15 protein-coding genes are annotated in these 20,967 nt (G+C 41.5%); 4 read left to right on the top strand and 11 right to left on the bottom strand.

What is annotated here, in order from left to right; genetic code table 11:
* Positions 1 to 159: 159 nt before the first annotated feature.
* The 8 genes from VK664_RS17755 to VK664_RS17790 all read right to left on the bottom strand — a co-directional run bounded on the left by VK664_RS17755 (position 160) and on the right by VK664_RS17790 (position 8,389).
* Entirely contained in the window at positions 160 to 1,125 is a 966-nt protein-coding gene (locus tag VK664_RS17755) for a Rossmann-fold NAD(P)-binding domain-containing protein (protein ID WP_461400032.1), read from the bottom strand.
* Positions 1,125 to 2,288: an aspartate aminotransferase family protein gene (locus VK664_RS17760; protein WP_461400033.1), complete on the bottom strand. Its 1,164-nt coding sequence runs from the start codon at positions 2,286 to 2,288 to the stop codon at positions 1,125 to 1,127. The genes VK664_RS17755 and VK664_RS17760 overlap by 1 nt, the downstream gene beginning before the upstream one ends.
* A gap of 35 nt (positions 2,289 to 2,323) precedes the next feature.
* A complete protein-coding gene (argC, locus tag VK664_RS17765; RefSeq protein ID WP_461400034.1) occupies positions 2,324 to 3,352 on the bottom strand; it encodes an N-acetyl-gamma-glutamyl-phosphate reductase in 1,029 nt (342 codons plus the stop codon).
* Complete coding sequence (locus VK664_RS17770; protein WP_461400035.1) at positions 3,345 to 4,544, bottom strand: argininosuccinate synthase; 1,200 nt, start codon at positions 4,542 to 4,544, stop codon at positions 3,345 to 3,347. The genes argC and VK664_RS17770 overlap by 8 nt, the downstream gene beginning before the upstream one ends.
* A 126-nt stretch (positions 4,545 to 4,670) precedes the next feature.
* Positions 4,671 to 5,390: a GNAT family N-acetyltransferase gene (locus tag VK664_RS17775; RefSeq protein WP_461400036.1), complete on the bottom strand. Its 720-nt coding sequence runs from the start codon at positions 5,388 to 5,390 to the stop codon at positions 4,671 to 4,673.
* Positions 5,391 to 5,766: 376 nt separating this feature from the next.
* Complete coding sequence (locus tag VK664_RS17780; RefSeq protein ID WP_461400037.1) at positions 5,767 to 6,663, bottom strand: alpha/beta fold hydrolase; 897 nt, start codon at positions 6,661 to 6,663, stop codon at positions 5,767 to 5,769.
* A gap of 122 nt (positions 6,664 to 6,785) precedes the next feature.
* Positions 6,786 to 7,553 carry a phosphoglycerol geranylgeranyltransferase gene (locus VK664_RS17785; RefSeq protein ID WP_461400038.1) on the bottom strand — a complete coding sequence of 256 codons (768 nt, stop codon included), beginning with the start codon at positions 7,551 to 7,553 and terminating at the stop codon, positions 6,786 to 6,788.
* Positions 7,554 to 7,651: 98 nt separating this feature from the next.
* Positions 7,652 to 8,389 carry a DUF2490 domain-containing protein gene (locus VK664_RS17790; protein ID WP_461400039.1) on the bottom strand — a complete coding sequence of 246 codons (738 nt, stop codon included), beginning with the start codon at positions 8,387 to 8,389 and terminating at the stop codon, positions 7,652 to 7,654.
* A gap of 366 nt (positions 8,390 to 8,755) precedes the next feature.
* On the opposite strand from VK664_RS17790, the gene VK664_RS17795 reads away from it, so the two are divergent.
* The gene (locus tag VK664_RS17795; protein WP_461400040.1) at positions 8,756 to 12,151 is read left to right on the top strand and encodes a vitamin B12-dependent ribonucleotide reductase; all 3,396 of its coding nucleotides are present in this window, start codon (positions 8,756 to 8,758) and stop codon (positions 12,149 to 12,151) included.
* Positions 12,152 to 12,726: 575 nt separating this feature from the next.
* Here VK664_RS17795 and VK664_RS17800 read toward each other — a convergent pair.
* Both VK664_RS17800 and VK664_RS17805 read right to left on the bottom strand, forming a co-directional pair.
* On the bottom strand, positions 12,727 to 15,141 hold the full coding sequence (locus VK664_RS17800; RefSeq protein ID WP_461400041.1) for a hypothetical protein: 2,415 nt from the start codon (positions 15,139 to 15,141) through the stop codon (positions 12,727 to 12,729).
* Entirely contained in the window at positions 15,107 to 16,213 is a 1,107-nt protein-coding gene (locus VK664_RS17805) for a hypothetical protein (protein ID WP_461400042.1), read from the bottom strand. The genes VK664_RS17800 and VK664_RS17805 overlap by 35 nt, the downstream gene beginning before the upstream one ends.
* 169 nt (positions 16,214 to 16,382) lie before the next feature.
* Here VK664_RS17805 and VK664_RS17810 point away from each other — a divergent pair, with 169 nt between their 5' ends.
* Both VK664_RS17810 and VK664_RS17815 read left to right on the top strand, forming a co-directional pair.
* On the top strand, positions 16,383 to 16,862 hold the full coding sequence (locus VK664_RS17810) for a YcxB family protein (RefSeq protein ID WP_461400043.1): 480 nt from the start codon (positions 16,383 to 16,385) through the stop codon (positions 16,860 to 16,862).
* A 102-nt stretch (positions 16,863 to 16,964) separates the two neighbouring features.
* Positions 16,965 to 18,062: a fatty acid desaturase family protein gene (locus VK664_RS17815; RefSeq protein ID WP_461400044.1), complete on the top strand. Its 1,098-nt coding sequence runs from the start codon at positions 16,965 to 16,967 to the stop codon at positions 18,060 to 18,062.
* 7 nt (positions 18,063 to 18,069) lie between these two features.
* Here the strand turns inward: VK664_RS17815 and gldB are convergent, their stop codons facing one another.
* Complete coding sequence (gene gldB, locus VK664_RS17820; RefSeq protein ID WP_461400045.1) at positions 18,070 to 19,164, bottom strand: gliding motility lipoprotein GldB; 1,095 nt, start codon at positions 19,162 to 19,164, stop codon at positions 18,070 to 18,072.
* A 72-nt stretch (positions 19,165 to 19,236) separates the two neighbouring features.
* On the opposite strand from gldB, the gene VK664_RS17825 reads away from it, so the two are divergent.
* Positions 19,237 to 20,955 (top strand): NAD+ synthase, encoded by a 1,719-nt coding sequence (locus tag VK664_RS17825; RefSeq protein ID WP_461400046.1) that lies wholly within the window; start codon positions 19,237 to 19,239, stop codon positions 20,953 to 20,955.
* The last annotated feature ends 12 nt before the right edge of the window (positions 20,956 to 20,967 follow it).

The raw sequence follows: 20,967 nt of genomic DNA on the forward strand, positions 1-20,967 counted from the left end.
TCCCACATCAATCCTTACACATCAATCCTTACACATCAACCCCACATCCATCATCCATTATTCCTCATCAAACATCCCAATCAACCGTCAATTATTAGTCATCACTCATAATTTCAAAAACTTAACTTACCACTTACCACTCCACTCATCACTCATCACTCATAACTCCTTAAGGATCTCACTAATCACCGCCTGCGCTGCCCAAACCCTATTCGAAGCTTCAAGTGTCACTATACTATCCGGGCCATCAAGTATTTCATCACTTAATTCAACATTGCGGCGAACAGGCAAACAATGCATCACCTTTGCATTGTTTGTTAATCCAAGCTTTTCATTTGTCAGCATCCATTCCGGATCATTACAATAGATTCTGCCATAATCATTGTAGGTACTCCAGTTCTTCACATAAACAAAGTCCGCATCTTTAAGTGCTTCGTCCTGGTCATGTGTTATTGTTGCCCCCTTGGTAAACTTTTCGTCGAGCTCATAATCTTCGGGGTGTGCGATAACGAAATCTGCCTGGCCCCAGGCATTTACCCATTGAGAGAAACTATTCGCCACACATTGTGGCAGTGCCTTAACATGTGGTGCCCAGGTCATTACAATTTTTGGCTTACGGGCCGGGCTGGTCCATTTACTCATTGATTCTTTTATCGTAATAATATCAGTAAGGCTCTGCAAAGGATGCAGGGTAGCACTTTCGAGGCTGACGACCGGAATCCCGGCATATTTTATAAATTGATTTATATATAGTTCACTGTAATCTTCTTCCCTGTTTTTCAAACCCGGAAAAGTCCTGATGGCAAGGATATCAAAATATTTGCCCATGATAGGTGCCGCATCCTTAACATGTTCTACCTTGTTTCCGCTCATAATGGCTTCTTCTTCAAATTCCAAAGCCCACCCTTCCTTATCAACATTAAAAACGATGGCTTCCATGCCTAGATTCTGCGCAGCAACCTGCGTACTTAAACGAGTGCGCATACTAGGATTAAGGAAAAGGCAGCCGATACGTTTGTTCGTTCCCAGGGATAAGTCGCTAAAAGGATCGGCCTTATACATCAGGGCTTTTGCAACCAGCCCGTCAATATGTGAAACATCATTAACAGAGATAAAATTTTTCATTAATTATGAGCTTGTTGAGTTGACGGCTCCAGGGCTTCAATTTCAGCCCGGATTGCTTCAAGAAAAATATCGGCATCGGCTTTTGTAAGTGCCAGCGAAGGAAGAAGCCTTATAACATTTGGCTTAGCCTCACCGGTAAAAATATGATATTTGAAAAGGAGATTCTTTTTCAAATCCTTCAGGTTCTCCGGCACATCAAATCCGATCATCAGACCTCTTCCTCTTATGTTCTGTAAGGATGGAATTTCTTTCAGTTTGTCCATGATATATGCACCAACTGTCGCTGCATTTGCGATCAGATTTTCTGACTCAATAACTTCCAGGACAGCAAGTGCCGCAGCGCAGGCAAGATGATTTCCGCCAAAGGTAGTGCCGAGCATCAACGGTACCGGCTTGATATGTGGTGCTATGATAATCCCGGCAACCGGAAATCCATTGCCCATGCCTTTGGCCATTGAATATATATCAGCGTTAACACCACTGAAATCCTGGGAAAAGAATTTGCCGGTTCTTCCGTATCCGCATTGTACACTATCGGCGATAAATACAGCATTGTATTTATCACAGTTTTTGCGAATTGATTGCAGAAAGCTATCGCTGGCTACATTGATTCCGCCCACACCTTGTATACCTTCAATGATTACTGCACAAATCTGATCACCCTGCGCCCGGAATATTGCATCAAGAGATGATTCATCGTTGAAGGGCAGAAAAATCACATTGTCATTCTGATTAACTGGCGCAACAATTTTTGGATTATCAGTAACGCTTACAGCCAGGGAGGTACGCCCATGAAATGCCTTTCTGAAAGCAATGATTTTTTTCCTGTTATTGTAAAAAGATGCAAGCTTCAGTGCATTTTCATTTGCCTCAGCCCCGGAGTTGCACAAGAACAACTGGTAATCTTCTTTACCTGAAACCTTCCCAAGTTTTAAAGCAAGCTCTTCCTGTAAAGGGATACGTATTGAATTGGAATAAAAACCAACATTGTTTAATTGCGTATTGAGTCTTTCAACATAATGCGGGTGTGTATGGCCAATTGAGATCACGGCATGTCCACCATAAAGATCCAGATATTGAGTGCCTTTATCGTCCCAGACATTCGAGCCCCGGGCTTTGGTTATAGTGATATCATTAATAGGATAAACGTCGAATAATTTCATAATTCAAAATTAAAAGATTGAACAGTGTTGTTGACCTAAAAATAGTTTGCCTTTAATCGCAGGCCGGTTGTTTCATCAATGCCAAACATCAGGTTCATGTTTTGCACTGCGTGGCCACTGGCACCTTTCAACAGGTTATCTATAATTGAGTGCACCACCAGTTTATCACCAACTTTTTCAAGCTGGATAAAACATTTATTCGTGTTCACTACCTGTTTCAGATATATCGGTTCTTTGCTTATGATGGTAAATGGATGATCATTATAAAAGGATTCATACAATTCATCCAACTCAGTTTGAGAAAGATCACATTTTAATTGTGAGCTGATAAATATCCCTCTGGTAAAATCACCGCGCCAGGGAACAAAATTGATGTCAATATCAGATTTATCATTTAGCTGGGTAAGTGACTGACCAACCTCCTTCAGATGCTGATGTGTCAGCGTCTTATAAGCCTGGATATTATTTGCCCGCCATGAGAAATGTGATGTGGGGCTAAGTCCCTGCCCGGCACCGGTTGAACCGGTAATGCCGGTGGTATAAACATCCTTCAGCAAACCGGCTTTTGCTAATGGCAACAGACCCAGCTGCAAAGCGGTGGCAAAACAACCTGGGTTTGCAATATTAAATGCACGTCTTATCTCTTCTTTATTTAATTCAGGAAGGCCGTAAACAAATCTCCGTTCATTCTTACCTTTAGACGGACTTAAGCCATTCGAGTCGTTTGAGCCTTCCGAAGCTTTTAGAATATTAGCTTCTTTCAACCTGAAATCCTGTGAGAGATCAATGATGCGTACGTTATCAGCGATTGAATTGTTCTGCAGAAATTTCTTTGCCTCCCCATGGCCCACACAAAGAAACAATACTTCGATATCATCATTTAGTTTATCGGAAAACAGCAATGAGGTTTCGCCCGCAAGATCACCATGTACACTGGCAACTGTATTGCCTGCATTACTCTTGCTATGCACAAAAATTATATTCGCTTCCGGGTGATTTACAAGAAGCCTTAACAGTTCCCCGCCTGTATAACCCGCGCCTCCGACTATGCCTACCTTAATCATTATCTGTTGTATTGACTTTATGATAAATTGCTGCCTGGTTACCGAAGATCCGGGCAAATCCTTTTACATCATCGCCGGTGAATCCTTTGTTCATCTCACCATAGCTTCCAAATTTATTGCTCATCAGGTCGTGCGGTGATTCGATGCCGGTTACGATAAATCGATATGGTTGAACGGTGACAAACACTTTTCCACTTACTGTTTCCTGTGTATCTGCCAGGAATTTTTCAATATTACGCATTGTCGGGTCAAGCATCTGACCTTCGTGTAACCAGTTGCCATACCAGGTACTTAATTGTTCTTTCCAGTATAACTGGTGTTTTGTCAAAGTATGTTTTTCAAGCAGGTGATGTGCTTTGATGATGATGAGTGGTGCCGCTGCCTCAAATCCAACGCGACCCTTTATGCCAATAATGGTATCACCAACATGTATATCCCGCCCGACACCATAAGGCTGGGCAATTGACTGAAGATATTGTATGGCTTCTACCGGGTGATCATAGGTCTTTCCATCTACGCCTTTAAGTTCACCCTTCTCAAAAACCAGTTCGATATTTCTTAAGCCGGATTCGGTAACCTGGGTCGGCCAGGCTTCTTCAGGTAGGTATTCCCTGCTTGTTAAAGTTTCTTTACCGCCAACTGATGTGCCCCATAAACCTTTATTGATACTGTATTGTGCCTTATGAAAATTCATATCGACACCATGTTCTTTTAGAAAATTAATCTCTGCTTCGCGGCTGAGCTGCATATCCCGGATAGGGGTAAGGATTTCAACACCCGGTAACATACTCTGGAAAACCATGTCAAACCTCACCTGGTCATTGCCTGCACCTGTACTGCCATGCGCCACATAAGAAGCGTCGGTTGCCTGTACATGTTTAGCGACAGCAATTGCCTGGACCATTCTTTCTGCGCTTACACTTAAGGGATAGGTTGCATTTTTCAGCACATTGCCATAAACGAGGTAGCGGATACATGAATCGTAATAATCTCTTGTTACATCAACACAGGTGAAAGAAGCGACACCAAGTTCTTTGGCGCGTTTTTCAATATTGCCGATTTCTTCGGCACTGAAACCCCCGGTATTCACCGTGAGTGCATGAACTTCAAGATTTTTAATTTTGCGCAGGTAGATAGCACAGTATGTAGTATCTAATCCGCCGCTGTAGGCCAGTACAACTTTATTACCCATGGAAACATGATTGATTTAAAATAATGAACAAAGATCTGCTAAAGCTTAAACGATAGCAAAAGTACGATTCAGTTAACGCTGAACAGCTAACAACGGGAAAAAATCAGGTGTTCTGTACGTTACCGGTTAAAAATGGAAAAAGAAATGGAGCAGTGAGGGCTTTGATTTGTCTGCTTTCTTGCTATCCTTGTCCCTTCGGAGTAACGGCTTCAGCAATTTCCACTGTTTGATACGCATGAAGCGTTCGTATAAAGAAGAATGTTTCTTGAAATCCTGTATCGTTTCTTCTGGCTCGTAATGATCTTTTGGATCATATAACATTGCAGTACACATACAGTTCTTCCGGTCCTTGCTCATCAGGATCTCGTAGTTCACACAACTTTTACATCCAGCCCAGAAAGCCTCATCCTGGGTAAGCTCGGAATAGGTGACAGGCTCGTAACCAAGCTCTGAGTTAATTTTCATTACTGCAAGTCCGGTTGTAAGTCCAAAAATTTTGGATTCAGGATAAGTTTTGCGGCTTAGTTCAAATATTTTCTTTTTGATTTTTTTTGCAAGTCCGCTTTTCCGGAATGCAGGGGCAACGATTAGACCGGAATTAGCTACATATTCGCCATGGCTCCATGTTTCGATATAACAAAAACCTGCCCAGATTCCCTCCGATGTAAAAGCGATAACTGCTTTGCCTTCTCTCATTTTTGCCTGGATATATTCAGGACTTCTTTTGGCAATGCCAGTTCCACGTGCTTGTGCAGACGAAGCCATTTCGTCACAGATGATTTGCCCGAATCCTGTATGAGATTCGTTAGCTATAAGGATTTGAAATTGTTCCTGTTGAGTGTCCATTTTAATGAAAATAAACGCGAGTTGAAAAATGCCGGCATTAGCCGTACCACGATATATGGTTGTTCCCTCGAAGGGATTTCATAGTTCCGATTTAACAGGGGACACTATGGGTGCTGGATTGTATCAACGTCGTACCCAAAAGGGGATAGGCTGAAAAGGAAAAACTGTACAGAGATGTACAGGAAAAACCCCACGCAGTAACTCAGCAATATTTGCTGTGTCCGCATTTGATATGTAAAGGTTTTTTATCATTCTCTGAGAATAAACGCTATCGAATTGTTTTTTACTATGCAAAGAAAATAAAATTTTCAGGTTTTTACCTGTTTTTGAGGAATTAATTTAGCAGGTTGGTGTAAAATATATGTTAAGAGGCAAATTATTGATAGTTAGCTAACTCGGATTTGCGATTGGACTTGAATATCCTGAGTTTTGCGAACTTGCGGGCCTTCAGGACTATAGATCTGACCAGGTCAGGATTCTGGGATCTGATCATGTGACCTGAGGCAGGCAGAAACACGAACTCGGCCGGTTTTCCCAACAAAGCTTTTTTTGCAAAGTCGAGATTCGATGGGTAAACCACATTATCTTCCCCACCCTGGACCATAGTAATCGGGATAGAAAGTTTGCTCCATTCAGGCAGCAGCTTTTTCAGTTCTTCGACATGAGCGAATTTTTCGTCAGTTGCGTTGTTTACAAACTTCGGCATCAGCGCTCTTACAAGTCCGCCCCGTATAAACAGGTGGAACCACCAATACTTTTCGTTGTCCGGATCTATGGCGGGCGCAAGCATTACCAACTGGTGAAACCTGTCCGGGTACATAATAGCAATCTTAGCTGCTATCGGTCCACCAAATGAAGATCCCATCACAACACCTGTTTTGGAAGATTTATTAAGTCTGAGAGCTTCGTGGATAGCAACGGCCTGCGTTTCAATAGATGTTACGGGTCCTCTTTTTCCTTTGAACCTTGATTTATTATATCCAAGCCTGTCCATTGCAATAATATGATACTGTTTTTGAACGATGGTATCGTCAAGCAGGTTACGGCTTCCATACCAGGCACCAGGAGCTCCATGTACAAGCAATAACGGAGGTAAGGTATCAGAGCCAGTTGTTGCACAAAACAGGCTTACCGAATCGTTCTTAATTGTAAAATAAGTTGGCTTAACAGCCTTGTTTTTGTAATGGTTCCTGATTTCCTTTTCGGTCATTACAAATCTGCTGAAGCAACCACTACACAATACCGTTATACAGACAAACACCAGAAAACGCATGCAGATATCTTAAATAGGTAATTTGTATTTTCCAAATCTATACAATCAATAACGTATTGTTGTTGCAAGTAATTGTGCTCATGGTGAGTGGGTAGATCTGGATGAAGCCTGAACCTTCAAGGTTAAAGATTTTCGAATCTCACTTGCGGAGAACTATGAATTGCTGCACTCATTTCTTTAATGAGAGAGGCGTCTTTTTCAATAGCATTACCAATAACGATAACATCTGCGCCAGCCCTGCAATTGAGATAAGCTTTTTCAGGATCAGTAATTCCTCCACCTACAACAAGGGGAGCCTCAATCACGCCGGAGACTTTTGCAATCATACTTTCGGTTATCGGGCGCCTTGCACCACTGCCAGCATCCATATAAATGAGTTTCATGCCAAGCATCTCACCAGCCATTGCAGTGCACATGGCTATTTCATTTTTATCTGCCGGTATTGGGATGGTGTTGCTGATATAAGATACCGTAGTAGGTGCACCACCGTCAATAACCATATAACCGGTAGACATTATCTCAAGTCCGCTTTGCCTTACAAAAGGGGCTGAAATCACATGCTGGCCAATAAGCAGTTCGGGGTTCCGGCCGGAAATTACGGAGAGATACAACAATGCATCAGCATATGAGGAGATCTGGCTGGGACTGCCGGGAAAAAGGATAGTGGGTATATCACAAGTGTTTTTTACCTGCTTTACTACCTCATCCAGTTGATTGCTGATCACCAGGCTGCCTCCAATAAATAAATAATCAACTTTTGCTTCGACAGAAAGTGTGACCAGTTCTTCTATCAGGGCTTCATCAACCTTATCAGGGTCAATAAGTACAGCGAAAGACTTTTGTCCCTTAGATTTTTTATCCAGTAAAGATTGATAAATGCCTTGCTTCATTCACTTTCAGTTGGTGCTTATTGCAAAAATGCGAAAACTTTTCCAAAGGATGTTAAGTTTTGCCCATCTGCATAACATACGTAATCGCTTGAAATATACTACAATCGAAGATAAGTAGCAAGCTGGAGGATATGAGCCCTGCTTAGATTATCATTTGAACCGGAAACATATTGATTCATATAACCAGCTTCTAAATCAAATTTTGCACTCAGTCTATATCCAATCGCCAGATAGACACGGTTCTGGTCAAAGAACTTTCCGTTCACTGCAGATTTGTCTCCAATATTCAGGAACACCTCATTTTGCAGTGCACCAAATATTCCATGTATAAAGGGTTTAGAACCATTAAATGGAATGATTGCCCGGTTGAAATACCTGATCCTGTTTGCAAAGCTGTTACCACTTACTTTCAAATCCCCGTTTTCAACAGTGGTTTTGCCAATGAATCTTTGCTCTAGCCTGAACCGGTGTTGAATAGGGATAAATCCGGCATTGTGGTTAATAATGAGTTGCTGCCAGATTCGATGTTCGGGCGCATAGCCTGAAATTCCGGAATTCATACGACGGATATGAAAATAGCCATATCCTACGGTTGCAATCATATTTTTTCTGAAATGCCAGTTCAGACCCGGGCGAAAAATGAAGGTATTCAGGTGTTCCAGCTGATCGGTGCTACGGGCTTGCACATCCACGTTAACACTGAATTTCTTATCAAATTTAAAAGTGCTGAAAGCTCCAAACCAACCATTAAAGGTTGTTTGTGAAATGCAGCTGTTCCCAATCATTAATAAACTTCCAATCAGAGATACGATGAGATAAATCCTTAACCTGCTCATAAAACCTATTAAAAAAAGCGAAAATAACCGATAAAGGGATAACATAAGCTTAATATAGTTGTTATTGTTTATTCAGTTAAACCTCAATCACTTCCGTTAAATACAAATCAGGAAGGGTATGTTTACTCGTTTTACGGGTATGTTTACTAAGTGGTTTTTCGCGATTTTTAGGGTCTGAAAAAATGACAAAAAAACGCATTTGAGAGATAAATCAAACCCATGGCTGCATACAAAATTTTAACAGTCCTTTATCCACAGCCTGTGCATATTTACAGCACGGAATTCTGATTCCAGAAAGATATTTTCGTTAACCCTCCCTGAGAAACTGTTTCACCTGAATACTTATCATCTAAAAATATTTTTAGTATGGCTAACAAGAAGCAATCTGAACAAGGCTTGCAATACAGCCGCCGCTTTACAATCGAGGGCACCAGCGTGTTTGATCAGTTTGAATATGACTATCGGACATCTGTTATCAGGAATCCAAGCGGTGAAATTGTTTTTGAAATGACAAATGTGGAGGTTCCAAAAACCTGGAGCCAGATTGCAACAGATATACTCGCCCAAAAATATTTCAGAAAGGCCGGTGTACCCCAGGCTGATGGTTCAATGGGAAGGGAAACCTCTGCCAAACAGGTAGCTCATCGTATGGCCAATTGCTGGAAGGTTTGGGGACAACGTTACAATTATTTTGGAACCGAGAAGGATGCACAGATATTTTATGAAGAACTGGTTTATTGCATACTCAACCAGGCTTGTGTTCCTAACAGTCCGCAGTGGTTTAACACAGGGCTGCATGAAAGCTATGGTATCAAGGGAAAGCCACAAGGGCATTATTATGTTGACCAACTGGATGGACAATTAAAGAAATCCACTTCTGCATATGAACGTCCACAACCACATGCATGTTTTATTCTTTCCGTAGATGATGACCTGGTAAACGATGGCGGCATCATGGACCTTTGGGTTCGTGAAGCAAGGATATTCAAATATGGCTCAGGAGTGGGTACGAATTATTCCAACATACGTGGTGAGAATGAAAAACTTAGTGGTGGCGGAACTTCCAGCGGTCTGATGAGTTTTTTGAAGATCGGTGATCGTGCGGCAGGTGCCATTAAAAGTGGTGGAACTACCAGGCGTGCAGCAAAAATGGTTTGTCTTGATCTTGACCATCCGGAAATACTGGATTTTATAAATTGGAAGGTCGAAGAAGAACAGAAGGTAGCAGCGCTTATTGCTGCAGGTTATTCAAGCGATTACGAAGGTGACGCATACAAAACTGTTTCCGGTCAGAACTCAAATAACTCTGTCAGAATTCCCAATGAATTTTTTGAGAAGCTTGAAAAAAATGAAGACTGGGAACTAAAGGCAAGAAGCGATGGCCGGATAATGAAGAAAGTGCCTGCCAGAGAAGTATGGAACAAGATTTCCTATGCAGCCTGGCGTTGTGCGGATCCCGGTACACAATACAATACAACGATCAATGAATGGCATACCTGCCCTGAAGGTGGAGAGATCCGTGCATCGAATCCCTGCAGTGAATACATGTTCCTTGATAATACCGCATGTAACCTCGCTTCTGTAAACCTCAGGCGTTTTTACGATGAATCAACCAACAACTTTGATGTTGATGGTTTCGCTTATACCTGCCGGTTATGGACAACTGTTCTCGAAATTTCTGTTTTGATGGCACAGTTTCCTTCTAAAGAGGTGGCACAACTGAGTTATGATTATCGGACACTTGGATTGGGTTATGCAAACCTCGGTTCTATGCTGATGGTTATGGGTATAGCTTATGACAGTGAAGAAGCAAGGGGAATTGCCGGGGCTATTTCAGCAATCATGACAGGAATCTCTTACAAGACATCTGCAGAGCTTGCTTCTATCCTTGGACCTTTTCCGGGTTATGAAGCAAACAAAAAGCATATGATGCGTGTTATGCGCAATCACAGGCTTGCAGCTTATGATGCAGATGAATATGAAAACTTAAGTGTTAAACCACAGGGAATAAAAGCCAGGTATTGCCCCGACTATTTGCTGAAAGCGGCGACCAAAGCCTGGGATGAAGCCGTACAACTTGGCGAAAAACACGGATACCGCAATGCGCAAACAACGGTTATTGCACCTACAGGTACAATCGGGCTGGTAATGGACTGTGACACTACCGGAGTGGAGCCTGACTTTGCACTCGTTAAATTTAAAAAGCTTTCAGGTGGTGGATACTTCAAGATCATCAATCAATCGGTTCCATCCGCACTGAAAAACCTGGGATATAGTTCGAAGGAATCCGATGCCATTATCAAGTATGCAGTTGGTACGGGAACTTTCCAGGGAGCACCATATATAAACCATCAGACTTTAAGTGAAAAAGGTTTTATAGCTGAGGAAATAAAAAAGCTTGACAATGCTGTTAATACAGCATTTGAAATTGGCTTCGTGTTCAATGTATATAACCTGGGTGAAGAGTGTCTGCAACGTCTTGGATTCAAACCGGAGCAGTATTTCAATTTCGAATGGAGCCTGCTTGATGCACTCGGTTTCACCGAAGAGCAAATGGAAGCGGCCAATGATTTTGTTTGCGGAACCATGACAGTTGAAGGTGCCCCCCTTTTAAAAGACGAACATCTTACAGTATTTGATTGCGCCAATAAATGCGGAAAAAAAGGCGAGCGATTTATCCATGCACATGGTCATATCCGGATGATGGCTGCAGCCCAACCTTTTATCAGCGGCGCAATTTCCAAAACCATTAACCTGCCAAATGAGGCGAATGTAGAAGAGATAGCCGATTCATATTTGCTAAGCTGGCAGCTGGGTTTGAAAGCGTGTGCGCTTTATCGTGATGGTTCTAAAATGTCACAACCACTGAGTAATAAATCAGACAAAAAGAAAAAGTCTGATGAAACGGTTGCTGAAGAAAAATTACCTGTTGAAAGCAATATCGTTGATATGAGTAAGCTTTCAGTCAGCGAACTGCTCGAGGAAGTGACCAAGAGAGTGCAATCTTCACCTGATACCAAACTGAAACGCGAACTGGCGAGGATCGTTGAAAGGCGCACCCTGCCAGCAAAAAGGCGCGGGTTCACTCAGAAGGCCAAAATCAATGGCCAGGCAATATTCCTTCGTACAGGAGAATATAACGACGGAACCGTGGGTGAGATCTTTATTGATATGGCAAAGGAAGGAGCAACCATGCGAAGTATGCTCAACTGTTTTGCGATCTCAATTTCAATCGGCCTTCAATACGGGGTACCTATGGAGGAGTTTGTTGAGAAATTTGTGTTTACCCGTTTTGAACCATCGGGAATGGTGGATCACCCGAATATTAAAAGCACAACTTCTATAGTGGATTTCATTTTCAGGGCACTGGCCTATGAATATCTTGGCAGGACAGATCTTGTGCATGTGCTCGACAAGCCGGAGATAGCGAACACCGGGGAAGAACACTGGGATGACAATCAACCCGTAAATGAAAACAACCCGGCTACCGGGGGAGATAAAAAAACACCGCCATTAAGTGATGTGAGGATTTTGAAGTCTATGATACCGGCAGCGGCTGAAAATAAATCAAAGCCAACAACTTCAAGGCCTTCGGTGAATGCATCAAGAATGGACGGTTCGGGCAGTATGAACGCTGTAAATGCTGCAGCCAGGAGTATGCAAAGTGATGCACCGGCCTGTAATACCTGTGGACATATTACAATAAGAAGCGGCACCTGTTACAAATGCCTAAACTGTGGCAACAGTATGGGATGCAGCTGATCATATAAATACATTTAACGTATAATCTGGACGGTTATGGTTATTAGTAAAGTCCGCTCATATTATTGGGCGGATTTTTTTTACTGAAAACATTCACTTTTCTTTTTGATTTGCTGACACAATTTCATCAGGAGCCGTCCGTTTATTTCATCATTGCCGAAAAGCACAATTGGATGGGGTGATGCGTGAAGATAAATTTATATAACAGTAGTTTTCTATTAGTATAAATACGAAGTGAAATGTAAATATGCGCATAATGGCAGAAAGAGTACGAGATTTTCAAAACTGGCATGCTTTTCTCAATAGAAAATATCCGATCATTTTTTAACACCCGTAGAAACAAACAACCCGATCCAGTACCCACAAACAACCCTGATATGAAATCTAAACTTGTTCTGATTATTGTAGTCCTTTCAATAGCTTTTACTTCCTGTAGCCGGTATATTTCGCCGATGCAAGCCGCCAATGGAAAAGCAAAATGTGGGAAATGGGTCAGATAATGCTGGCTGCTACTCTCATCACTCAGCTGTTATATTCACCACGTTCTTTTTGATCCCCCTTTATTTTTGCTGATCTTATTTTTGATTCCCCTTTATTATGAAATCTTTTAGGAAACTACAAGATCTTAAAGCCTCTTTATAAAAGGCTGTATTGTTGTAGTCTTTCCCAAGGGTTGAGAAATATTTATTTTTCTTATCAAATGCACTGACCCATTTGCTTATGGCGGCGTTATATTCCTTCATGTCGCCGTAGGAAAAAAAGTTGGGTAGATCGGCCTCTTGTTTCTGATCACATTTAGCTGCCATAAAAAGCGCTTTGGCTTTCATATTACGATCAGTAAATCCATTATAGGCTTTTAGATAATAATCTTTTGCACGATTGACGTACCAGTATTCTACATTTTCATTTTCCGTTTTGGATGACAGATCATAGTAGCTTGACCATTCATAGGCAACCATCAACCAGCTGTTACCCCAATAACTCGTATGATAGCAACCTTTTGCCAGCTCATAATAAGCGCGGGCTTTTTGATCGCCTGTACCAGTGGTCAATTGTTTTTCCAATGCAATCATCTTCCTGGTGAATGAAAGTTTTGTATAGACAACTGTATCCTGTGCTGTTGGTGCATGAGTATCCAGGATCAGGTCCGCAAAGGGGTTAGCTCTGAGATAAGTTTTAAAAGGTTCCTTTTGATAATAATCAGCCGGGACTTTGCTGAACCATTTTTCTGCGGCAGTAAAATTAAACTTACGCAACCAGGTAGTGCCGGCAATATCATTAAGATCATCCCTTGTAAAATCACTGTTAGCTACAAGGAATTTGTTGAAGGCCGATTGTTTTTTGCTTTCCATGAGTTGAATTAGTTGTTCAATCCGGGGTGCATCAACCTGGTTTCGAAGATGAGACAAAGCTGAGGGATAACCCCAGCCAGCTCCTTCGGAAGATTTTGAGATGTGGTCTCCCACCCCTTCGCAAAGCAGGTATTTTACCTGGTCCGGACCTTTCATTTGCTGGTATTTGGGGGCAAGTACATCTGCGAATAATCTCCTGTAGAACTTCTGATATTCTTTATTGTTCCGGGCTTTCGACTCCAGCCATTTTACAGAAGTCATTAACTGGTCTTCAAAAGCAGGGCTCATGGAATCTTTGGCATTGATGGTAACAAGTATATTAGTCATGTTCCATTGATCTTTAAGAGCGCCGGTTAATTCCTGTTGTTTTATACCCTTAAGAATAAGTGAAGCACCGTTAATGTCATGGCCTATCATCGCCGCGTGGGCGGCAGCAAGGGAATAAACATTGCTGTTCCGGGGTTTTGTATCGGCAGCAATTCTTTTGCAAAGATTAATGAAGCCTGTTATTTCCTGCATGGCTATTATATACGAACTGTCTTTTTCAGATTTTTCTTCGTATCCGATTACTGATAATTCCTTCCCGGAAGAAAATGCAAGGCCAGGAGTAAAATAATTTTCTTCCAGTTTATGTATCTCACGTATAATTAAGAGCTCAAGCAACCTTGAATCAGGTGAGAGTTTAAAAATCTGTTCTAGTGTCTTAAGTTCATCTTCATTACTGCCTAAAGCAAACAGACCAAGCAGGTCCGCCTTTTCCCCGTCGTTCTTACAAAGCTGCAGGCAGGCAAGGCGATTATTTGCATCAAATCTTTTCACGCTCCAGTCAAAACTCATGTAATTGGATATCCTGTTAAATCTGTTCCGGCTGAAAAGTTTACTGAATTCATATGCGGCTTCGTTCTTTTTCCCTAAACGTAACAGGGCGCCGGCTTTTAGTGAAACCGAAAGTTCAGGTACTACCCCTTTTGACGTCATCGGTTTGATATATTGATCATACCAATTTATACAATCCTTGTATCGTCTACTATAATGAGCAAGTCTTATTAACTGATAAGCATATCTCAGTCTTATAAAATCGTTTTTTGCCACCGCAAAAAGCTGTTCACCGTTTCGAATCAGTTTCGACATAGCCAGGCTGTCTCTTTCGAGTGGTTCCCAGCCACTCCAGCTACCGGTGACATGGGGTTCGAGTTTGCGCGCAAACATCAGGTAACCAAGTGCTTCCCGATCATCGGTTTCAATGAAGTATTTAGCGAGTCCATTATTAAGAATTGAATCAGGAATAGCCAGTGGTACTTTTTTTTCTATGTGCTGGTATATTGCGGAAAGAAGCTGAACATTTATGCGACAAACAAAATCATAGGCATCATCTGTTGATATTGCTTTCCCGCTATAACCGACCCATTCGGCTGATGTTAGTCTGGACACATCAACGATTTCTTCAGGGTCATACAGAAACTGGTAGCTTGTGTAATAGAAAGGTTTCAGTGTGGATTCAGTGGAAAGATTTTTATCAAAAAACGAAACAAAATAATCGTGCGGATCTACACCGTCTGATGCACAGCCGATTATATTATAAGGCAGGCAAACGGCTATAATGTTAATGAACGCTACTAAATATATTTTCCAGTTCATGCATAGTATATTTTCCGATCGTGGCTGAATCGAGGTGATAAAGACTTATTGTAATTTCTTTATTTTTTAGTTTCCTGCTCAAAATTTTTCCTGCGCTGATAATATCGCCGGGATTGCTTTGTTCATCCCTCAGCAGATCACCTTTCCTGAATGAATAACCCCCGATTATCGTATCCCTCAGCAGCCTGAAAACATTGTCTTCCCGTACGGAAACCCGGGAATCTTCAAGTTGATGTTGCGGCAGACGCTGAACAAGTCCAGCATAAGTATTGGCCCGGAATAACACCTTCCAGTCGAAAAGCGGAAAGGCCAGGTCAAGAGGGAGGGGATAATTTTCGAGCCCGGCTGTGTATTGTTCCAGATCATTAAGATCCAGGATAGAATTTTTTTTGTGGGATGGATCACGCAGATTCCCCATGTTGTAACACATCAGGAGGCCCCGGTCAACCGGTGGCACCCCGGTTCTTTTCAGATACTTACATTGATACAACCTGATCGTCGCGGAAAGCCGGGTTTTTTGAGATGCACGCAGTTTTTTTATTGAATTCAGAAACGTGAAATAATTATCACTGGTCGAAGCGGTCCAGTCGCAATCAAATTGCAACTCGCGGATCTTGTTGCTTATAAAACCATTGGTTCGAAGCATTGAATTAACCAGGTTGTTCACCTGGGAAGCCAGATCCGGAATTTTGTCGCTATCCACCCGCGACAGGCATTCATTGGTAATGAATACAGTTGGAATGATTTCAATGGATTCATTTGAAAGGTAAGCCGGAATCGACTCATCTATTGTTAGTTTAGCAACCGGGAAGGGTGAATGAGAGCCCTCGTTCCAGACAACATCAAAAAATTTAATATACATTTTGCGGATGCCCAATGTTGAAATTGCATTTTTTTCCGGCGACGATAGTTCCAGATAAGACTTCCAGTAATAAAATGCTTTGACCGTGGCTTTCTTTTCTCCTGTTGCACATGAAACAAAAAGAAGAAAGAAAATAATCCAGGCAGGTGCCGTTTTTCGTTGCCTTGTTATGGTGCCAGGATGTTCAAACAAATTAATATAATTATTCATAAAATCCGGTCCAAAGGTGCATTGAATAACCCGCTGTAAAAAACGAAAAAATCTGATCGGCTGGAATAAGCCTGTGTTTTACAGGATTTTTTATTCTTTGACACTGTCGCACACATATTTGCCCGAATTATTGGTATTTTGAACATTCAACCATAACATCAAAGCTAAAATGACTGTACAATTCGGGTATGAGAAAAAACAGGTATTACAGGGACTTCGTTATCATTTTATCAACCGGAAAGAAATAAAACTCCTGTTGATTTTTATTAATGTGTTTGCGATCGCTTCTGCAATACTTTTTTACTTCAAAATGATCCAGGCAGTCTCTTTTCTGATCTTTTCGGTGTTATGGTTTGTTTTAATGCTCGTTATCTGGAGAATATTGCCTGCAAGTATATACAGGAACTCCGCAACTTTCCGGGACCAGTTTATCATGCATTTTGAACCACAGGGTGTTCGCCTGGAAACTGAAAGGGGTATACAGGATTGGGGATGGACTAAATTCAGTCATTTTGTGGAGACTCCTTATTTCTTTCATTTATACTTTGATTCAAGGTCTTTTTTCCTGGTTCCAAAGGATTCATTTAAGGATATTTCTGAGCTACATGAAACACGCGGACTTCTTCGCGAAAAGATTGTAAAACGTTAATTTACACTGCTTCTACACCAACGGTTATACTAATTCGTTATCTTCGTATATTCACGGTAGGCTATTACATATTTTGCTATATCGAAACATTCATATCATCCAATGTCAAAGTTCAGCTTCAACAACAAAAACAAAGTTTTCTTTAACGAGCTTAAACGTTCAGTCGATAACTACTTTACAGAAAACAATATTCAGAAAACAGGAAACTTCAGTTTGTATATAAAAGCTGCAACGCTAATACCTGCGGCAATCACTATCTACATACTTTTATTGACGGTAACCATGCCGGCTTTTCTTGCTATTACCTTATCATGCCTTCTCGGGTTTATCCTGGCAAGCATAGGTTTTAATATTATGCATGATGCATGTCATGGTAGCTATTCAAGCAAGAAATGGGTTAATGATACACTCGGACTTACATTAAATGCGCTGGGTGGTAACGCATTCATCTGGAAATTCAAACACAATATCATTCATCATACTTATACCAACGTTGATGGTATTGATGATGATATTGCGAAGAGCCCGCTTATGCGCCAATGTTCAACACAGAAATGGGTGCCTGCTCACCGGTTCCAGCATATCTATGTCGTTTTGGTTTACGCCATCTCATCTTTCGCCTGGGTCTTTATGATGGATCTGAATAAATACTTATCCGGTAAAGTATATACTACTCAATTACAAAAGATGACCTTCCAGGACCATTTCACATTCTGGTTCAGTAAGGTCATGTACATACTGTTTTATATTGTAATCCCAGTACTTGCGGTTGGCTGGGGCCCATGGGCTATCGGTTTTGCATGCATGCATGTAGTGCTTGGATTTACACTTGCAATAGTATTTCAGCTCGCTCACGTTGTTGAACATACGGAGTTTGAAGCAGCCGGTATTGATGATAAAATTGTAGAGAATGAATGGGCTATTCACCAGGTAAGAACAACTGCGAATTTCGCTCCTTCCAATAAAATCATTTCATGGTTCGTCGGTGGGTTGAATTTTCAAATTGAACATCATCTGTTTCCGCGCGTAAGCCACGTACATTATCCTGCGCTGAGTAAGATTGTGCGGGATAGCTGTGAGAAACACGGTATCAACTATGTCGAGTTTCCAACCATGTCAGGAGCTGTTGCTTCCCACTTTCGCTTTATGCGCCAGTTAGGCAAAAAGCCGGTTCAGGCAACGCTTGCAGCACAGTTTTAAATTTATTTTATCCCGGCCGGTATTTACTCAGTTCAAATAGTTTTTTCGGGTCCAGTTTCATTAGTTCAGTTAAGGTTGTCTTAGGATTCTTTTCCATATACTTTCTTACTATCTGGCGGCCAATAAAAAGCCCGATATAACCAGGTGATCCTTCACCAAGTTCTGCTGTATTCGGCGCTTCCCCGATATAACCTTTGATGATCGAAGGGTCGGTATTGTATGCAAGACTATTGGTAAGTATGAAGTTCCAGATTAATCCTTCATTGTCATATGATCCTTTTAGTTGCTTTTCGGTATAACCGATTTTCAATGTGTCTGCAGTATGAGGCAGGAATTTGTCTAACAGGTACAGGCGCTTACCTTTCTCCACCATCTTTTCTACAAGCGATTTACCTACTGTATTTTCGGGATAGAGATCATCTACTATATTCTTCAAAGCATTTACCGGGATGTATTCCGGTGAAAACTTTCTCGAGATATAAGCCGGGAATAATGCTTGTCCCATTTCAGACCTGTAAAGCGAAAAGTTGCTGCCGAGATGCAGTTGCAAGCCAATGATTAATGCGTCTGTAGTTAAGGCATCTCCGTAACCAGCGGTGGAAGCTTCGAAATAAGCATCCATAGGCCCGATAAAAGTGATTAGTTTACCAGGAGTTTTATAGGCAGGAAAATAGCGCTTTACATATTTCAAGCCTTCAGTAATTGCTTCTTTTGACTTATCAATGTTTTTAAATACCTGGTCGGTTGAATCTTTGATCGGCCGGTAATCTGAAAGAAATTTCGTGATGAGGGTCCTTGTTTCCGGTAAGCCGGCAGACAAAGGTGGAAGACCAAGAACTTTTTGAATAAAATCTCCGAGGAACACGGGATATTTTTCCTGGAGTTTAGCGAGGCTGCCATTCAGATCATTGGTATCAATTGCAAAAAAATCCTGCTCAAAACGCTGCATTTCAAGATTCACTTTAATGTCTGAAACATCGGGCTCATCAGAATCTTTGCATGAAGCCAGGCAAATGGCAAATATGATAGTAATTACGAGATGACGTAGATTGCGAAATTTTATCGGATGGGAAAGTTGTGGCCGGTTTCTGGTGTTTCGCATAGGTTGAATTGTTTTAGCCGATGGCATATTTTTTTAAGATCCTTCGTTTAGATTTTGACTTAATTTTGAACTATGAAGATAGCATTAGCGCAGCAAAATTATCATATTGGAAATTTTGAAGAGAATACAAGAAAGGCAATCGAGGCTATAAAAAAAGCAAAAAATGATGGTGCTGATATCATCGTGTTTACGGAACTGTCGATTTGTGGTTATCCACCACGTGACTTCCTTGAATTTGAAGACTTTATTAATAAATGTGACCAGGCAATCAATGAAATCAAACAGCATGCAGACACGATTGCTGTGATAGTTGGTGCACCGCAACGAAATACCATCAGCGAAGGCAAGAGCCTGTTCAATGCTGCCTGGTTCCTGTATGAGAAAGAGGTGTTGGCCACAACCCAAAAGACCTTATTGCCTACTTATGATGTCTTTGACGAAAACCGTTATTTCGAGCCAGCTTATCAATGGAATGTAATCCCATTCAAAGGGAAAAAAATAGCACTTACAATCTGCGAAGATATCTGGAACCTGGGTGATAATCCTTTATACAGGATCTGCCCGATGGATATATTGATGGAACAGTCCCCGGATCTTATGCTGAATATTTCTGCATCACCATTCGATTATGATCATGATGATGACCGTAAAGAAGTTATCCGGGCGAATGTATTAAAATATAAGCTACCAATATTCTACTGCAATGCAGTCGGTTCACAAACAGAAATTGTTTTTGATGGCGGCAGCCTGGTGATGAATGCCCAGGGCAGAATTGTAAAGGAACTTGCCTATTTTAAGGAGGATTATTTTGTATACGACTCTGAAGATTTTGCAAGGGACAGCGGAAGTACCAGCGGTCCGCTTAACCCTGACCGCCAGTTTGACAAAGAAATGCGTGTGTTTAAAATGAATGATCCGGCTCGGATCATGGAGTATATGATTGCTGAAAAAAATATAGGTGAGATCCACCAGGCGCTTATACTCGGCATTCGCGATTATTTCAGCAAGCTTGGTTTTACAAAAGCAATATTGGGTTCTTCCGGTGGTATTGACAGCGCCGTCACACTTGCGCTGGCTGTTGAGGCCATAGGTCATGAAAACGTACGTGCAGTTTTGTTGCCCTCTCAGTATTCAACATCACATTCGGTTACCGATGCAGAATTGCTTAGCCAGCGTTTAAATAATCCCTATGAAATCATTGAGATAAAAAATGTTTATGAAAGCCTGATGACTGCATTGAAACCGGCCTTTAAAGATCTTCCTTTTAGTGTTGCTGAAGAAAACCTGCAAAGCCGCACCCGTGGAAACATCCTAATGGCGATAGCTAATAAGTTTGGTTATATACTTTTAAACACTTCAAATAAAAGTGAACTCGCAACAGGGTATGGCACCTTATATGGCGATATGGCCGGCGGACTCAGTGTGTTGGGTGATGTTTATAAAACCCAGGTCTATGCACTTGCCCGGTACATTAATAAAAACAAAGAGATCATCCCCGCTAATATTATTGAAAAGGCACCATCTGCAGAATTAAGACCAAATCAGAGGGACAGTGACAGCCTGCCTGATTATTCAATCCTTGATAAGATTTTATACCAGTATATAGAAAAAAGACAGGGACCAAAGGATATAATTGGAATGGATATCGATGAGGCTGTAGTGAACAAAACACTGAAGCTTGTCAACACAAATGAGTACAAAAGGAATCAGTTCTGTCCTATCATCCGGGTAAGTTGCAAAGCTTTTGGCGTGGGGCGGCGGATGCCAATTGTTGGAAAATATTTGTCTTGATAATACCTGCCG

This window comes from Flavitalea sp., assembly GCF_035489435.1.
Classification (GTDB): Bacteria; Bacteroidota; Bacteroidia; order Chitinophagales; family Chitinophagaceae; genus DATHKG01.

Excerpts from the sequence above, each read along its gene's own strand:
- VK664_RS17755 (WP_461400032.1), bottom strand. The coding sequence starts at position 1,125 with ATGAAAAATTTTATCTCTGTTAATGATGTTTCACATATTGACGGGCTG.
- VK664_RS17760 (WP_461400033.1), bottom strand. The coding sequence starts at position 2,288 with ATGAAATTATTCGACGTTTATCCTATTAATGATATCACTATAACCAAA.
- argC (WP_461400034.1), bottom strand. The coding sequence starts at position 3,352 with ATGATTAAGGTAGGCATAGTCGGAGGCGCGGGTTATACAGGCGGGGAA.
- VK664_RS17770 (WP_461400035.1), bottom strand. The coding sequence starts at position 4,544 with ATGGGTAATAAAGTTGTACTGGCCTACAGCGGCGGATTAGATACTACA.
- VK664_RS17775 (WP_461400036.1), bottom strand. The coding sequence starts at position 5,390 with ATGGACACTCAACAGGAACAATTTCAAATCCTTATAGCTAACGAATCT.
- VK664_RS17780 (WP_461400037.1), bottom strand. The coding sequence starts at position 6,663 with ATGCGTTTTCTGGTGTTTGTCTGTATAACGGTATTGTGTAGTGGTTGC.
- VK664_RS17785 (WP_461400038.1), bottom strand. The coding sequence starts at position 7,553 with ATGAAGCAAGGCATTTATCAATCTTTACTGGATAAAAAATCTAAGGGA.
- VK664_RS17790 (WP_461400039.1), bottom strand. The coding sequence starts at position 8,389 with ATGAGCAGGTTAAGGATTTATCTCATCGTATCTCTGATTGGAAGTTTA.
- VK664_RS17795 (WP_461400040.1), top strand. The coding sequence starts at position 8,756 with ATGGCTAACAAGAAGCAATCTGAACAAGGCTTGCAATACAGCCGCCGC.
- VK664_RS17800 (WP_461400041.1), bottom strand. The coding sequence starts at position 15,141 with ATGAACTGGAAAATATATTTAGTAGCGTTCATTAACATTATAGCCGTT.
- VK664_RS17805 (WP_461400042.1), bottom strand. The coding sequence starts at position 16,213 with ATGAATAATTATATTAATTTGTTTGAACATCCTGGCACCATAACAAGG.
- VK664_RS17810 (WP_461400043.1), top strand. The coding sequence starts at position 16,383 with ATGACTGTACAATTCGGGTATGAGAAAAAACAGGTATTACAGGGACTT.
- VK664_RS17815 (WP_461400044.1), top strand. The coding sequence starts at position 16,965 with ATGTCAAAGTTCAGCTTCAACAACAAAAACAAAGTTTTCTTTAACGAG.
- gldB (WP_461400045.1), bottom strand. The coding sequence starts at position 19,164 with ATGCGAAACACCAGAAACCGGCCACAACTTTCCCATCCGATAAAATTT.
- VK664_RS17825 (WP_461400046.1), top strand. The coding sequence starts at position 19,237 with ATGAAGATAGCATTAGCGCAGCAAAATTATCATATTGGAAATTTTGAA.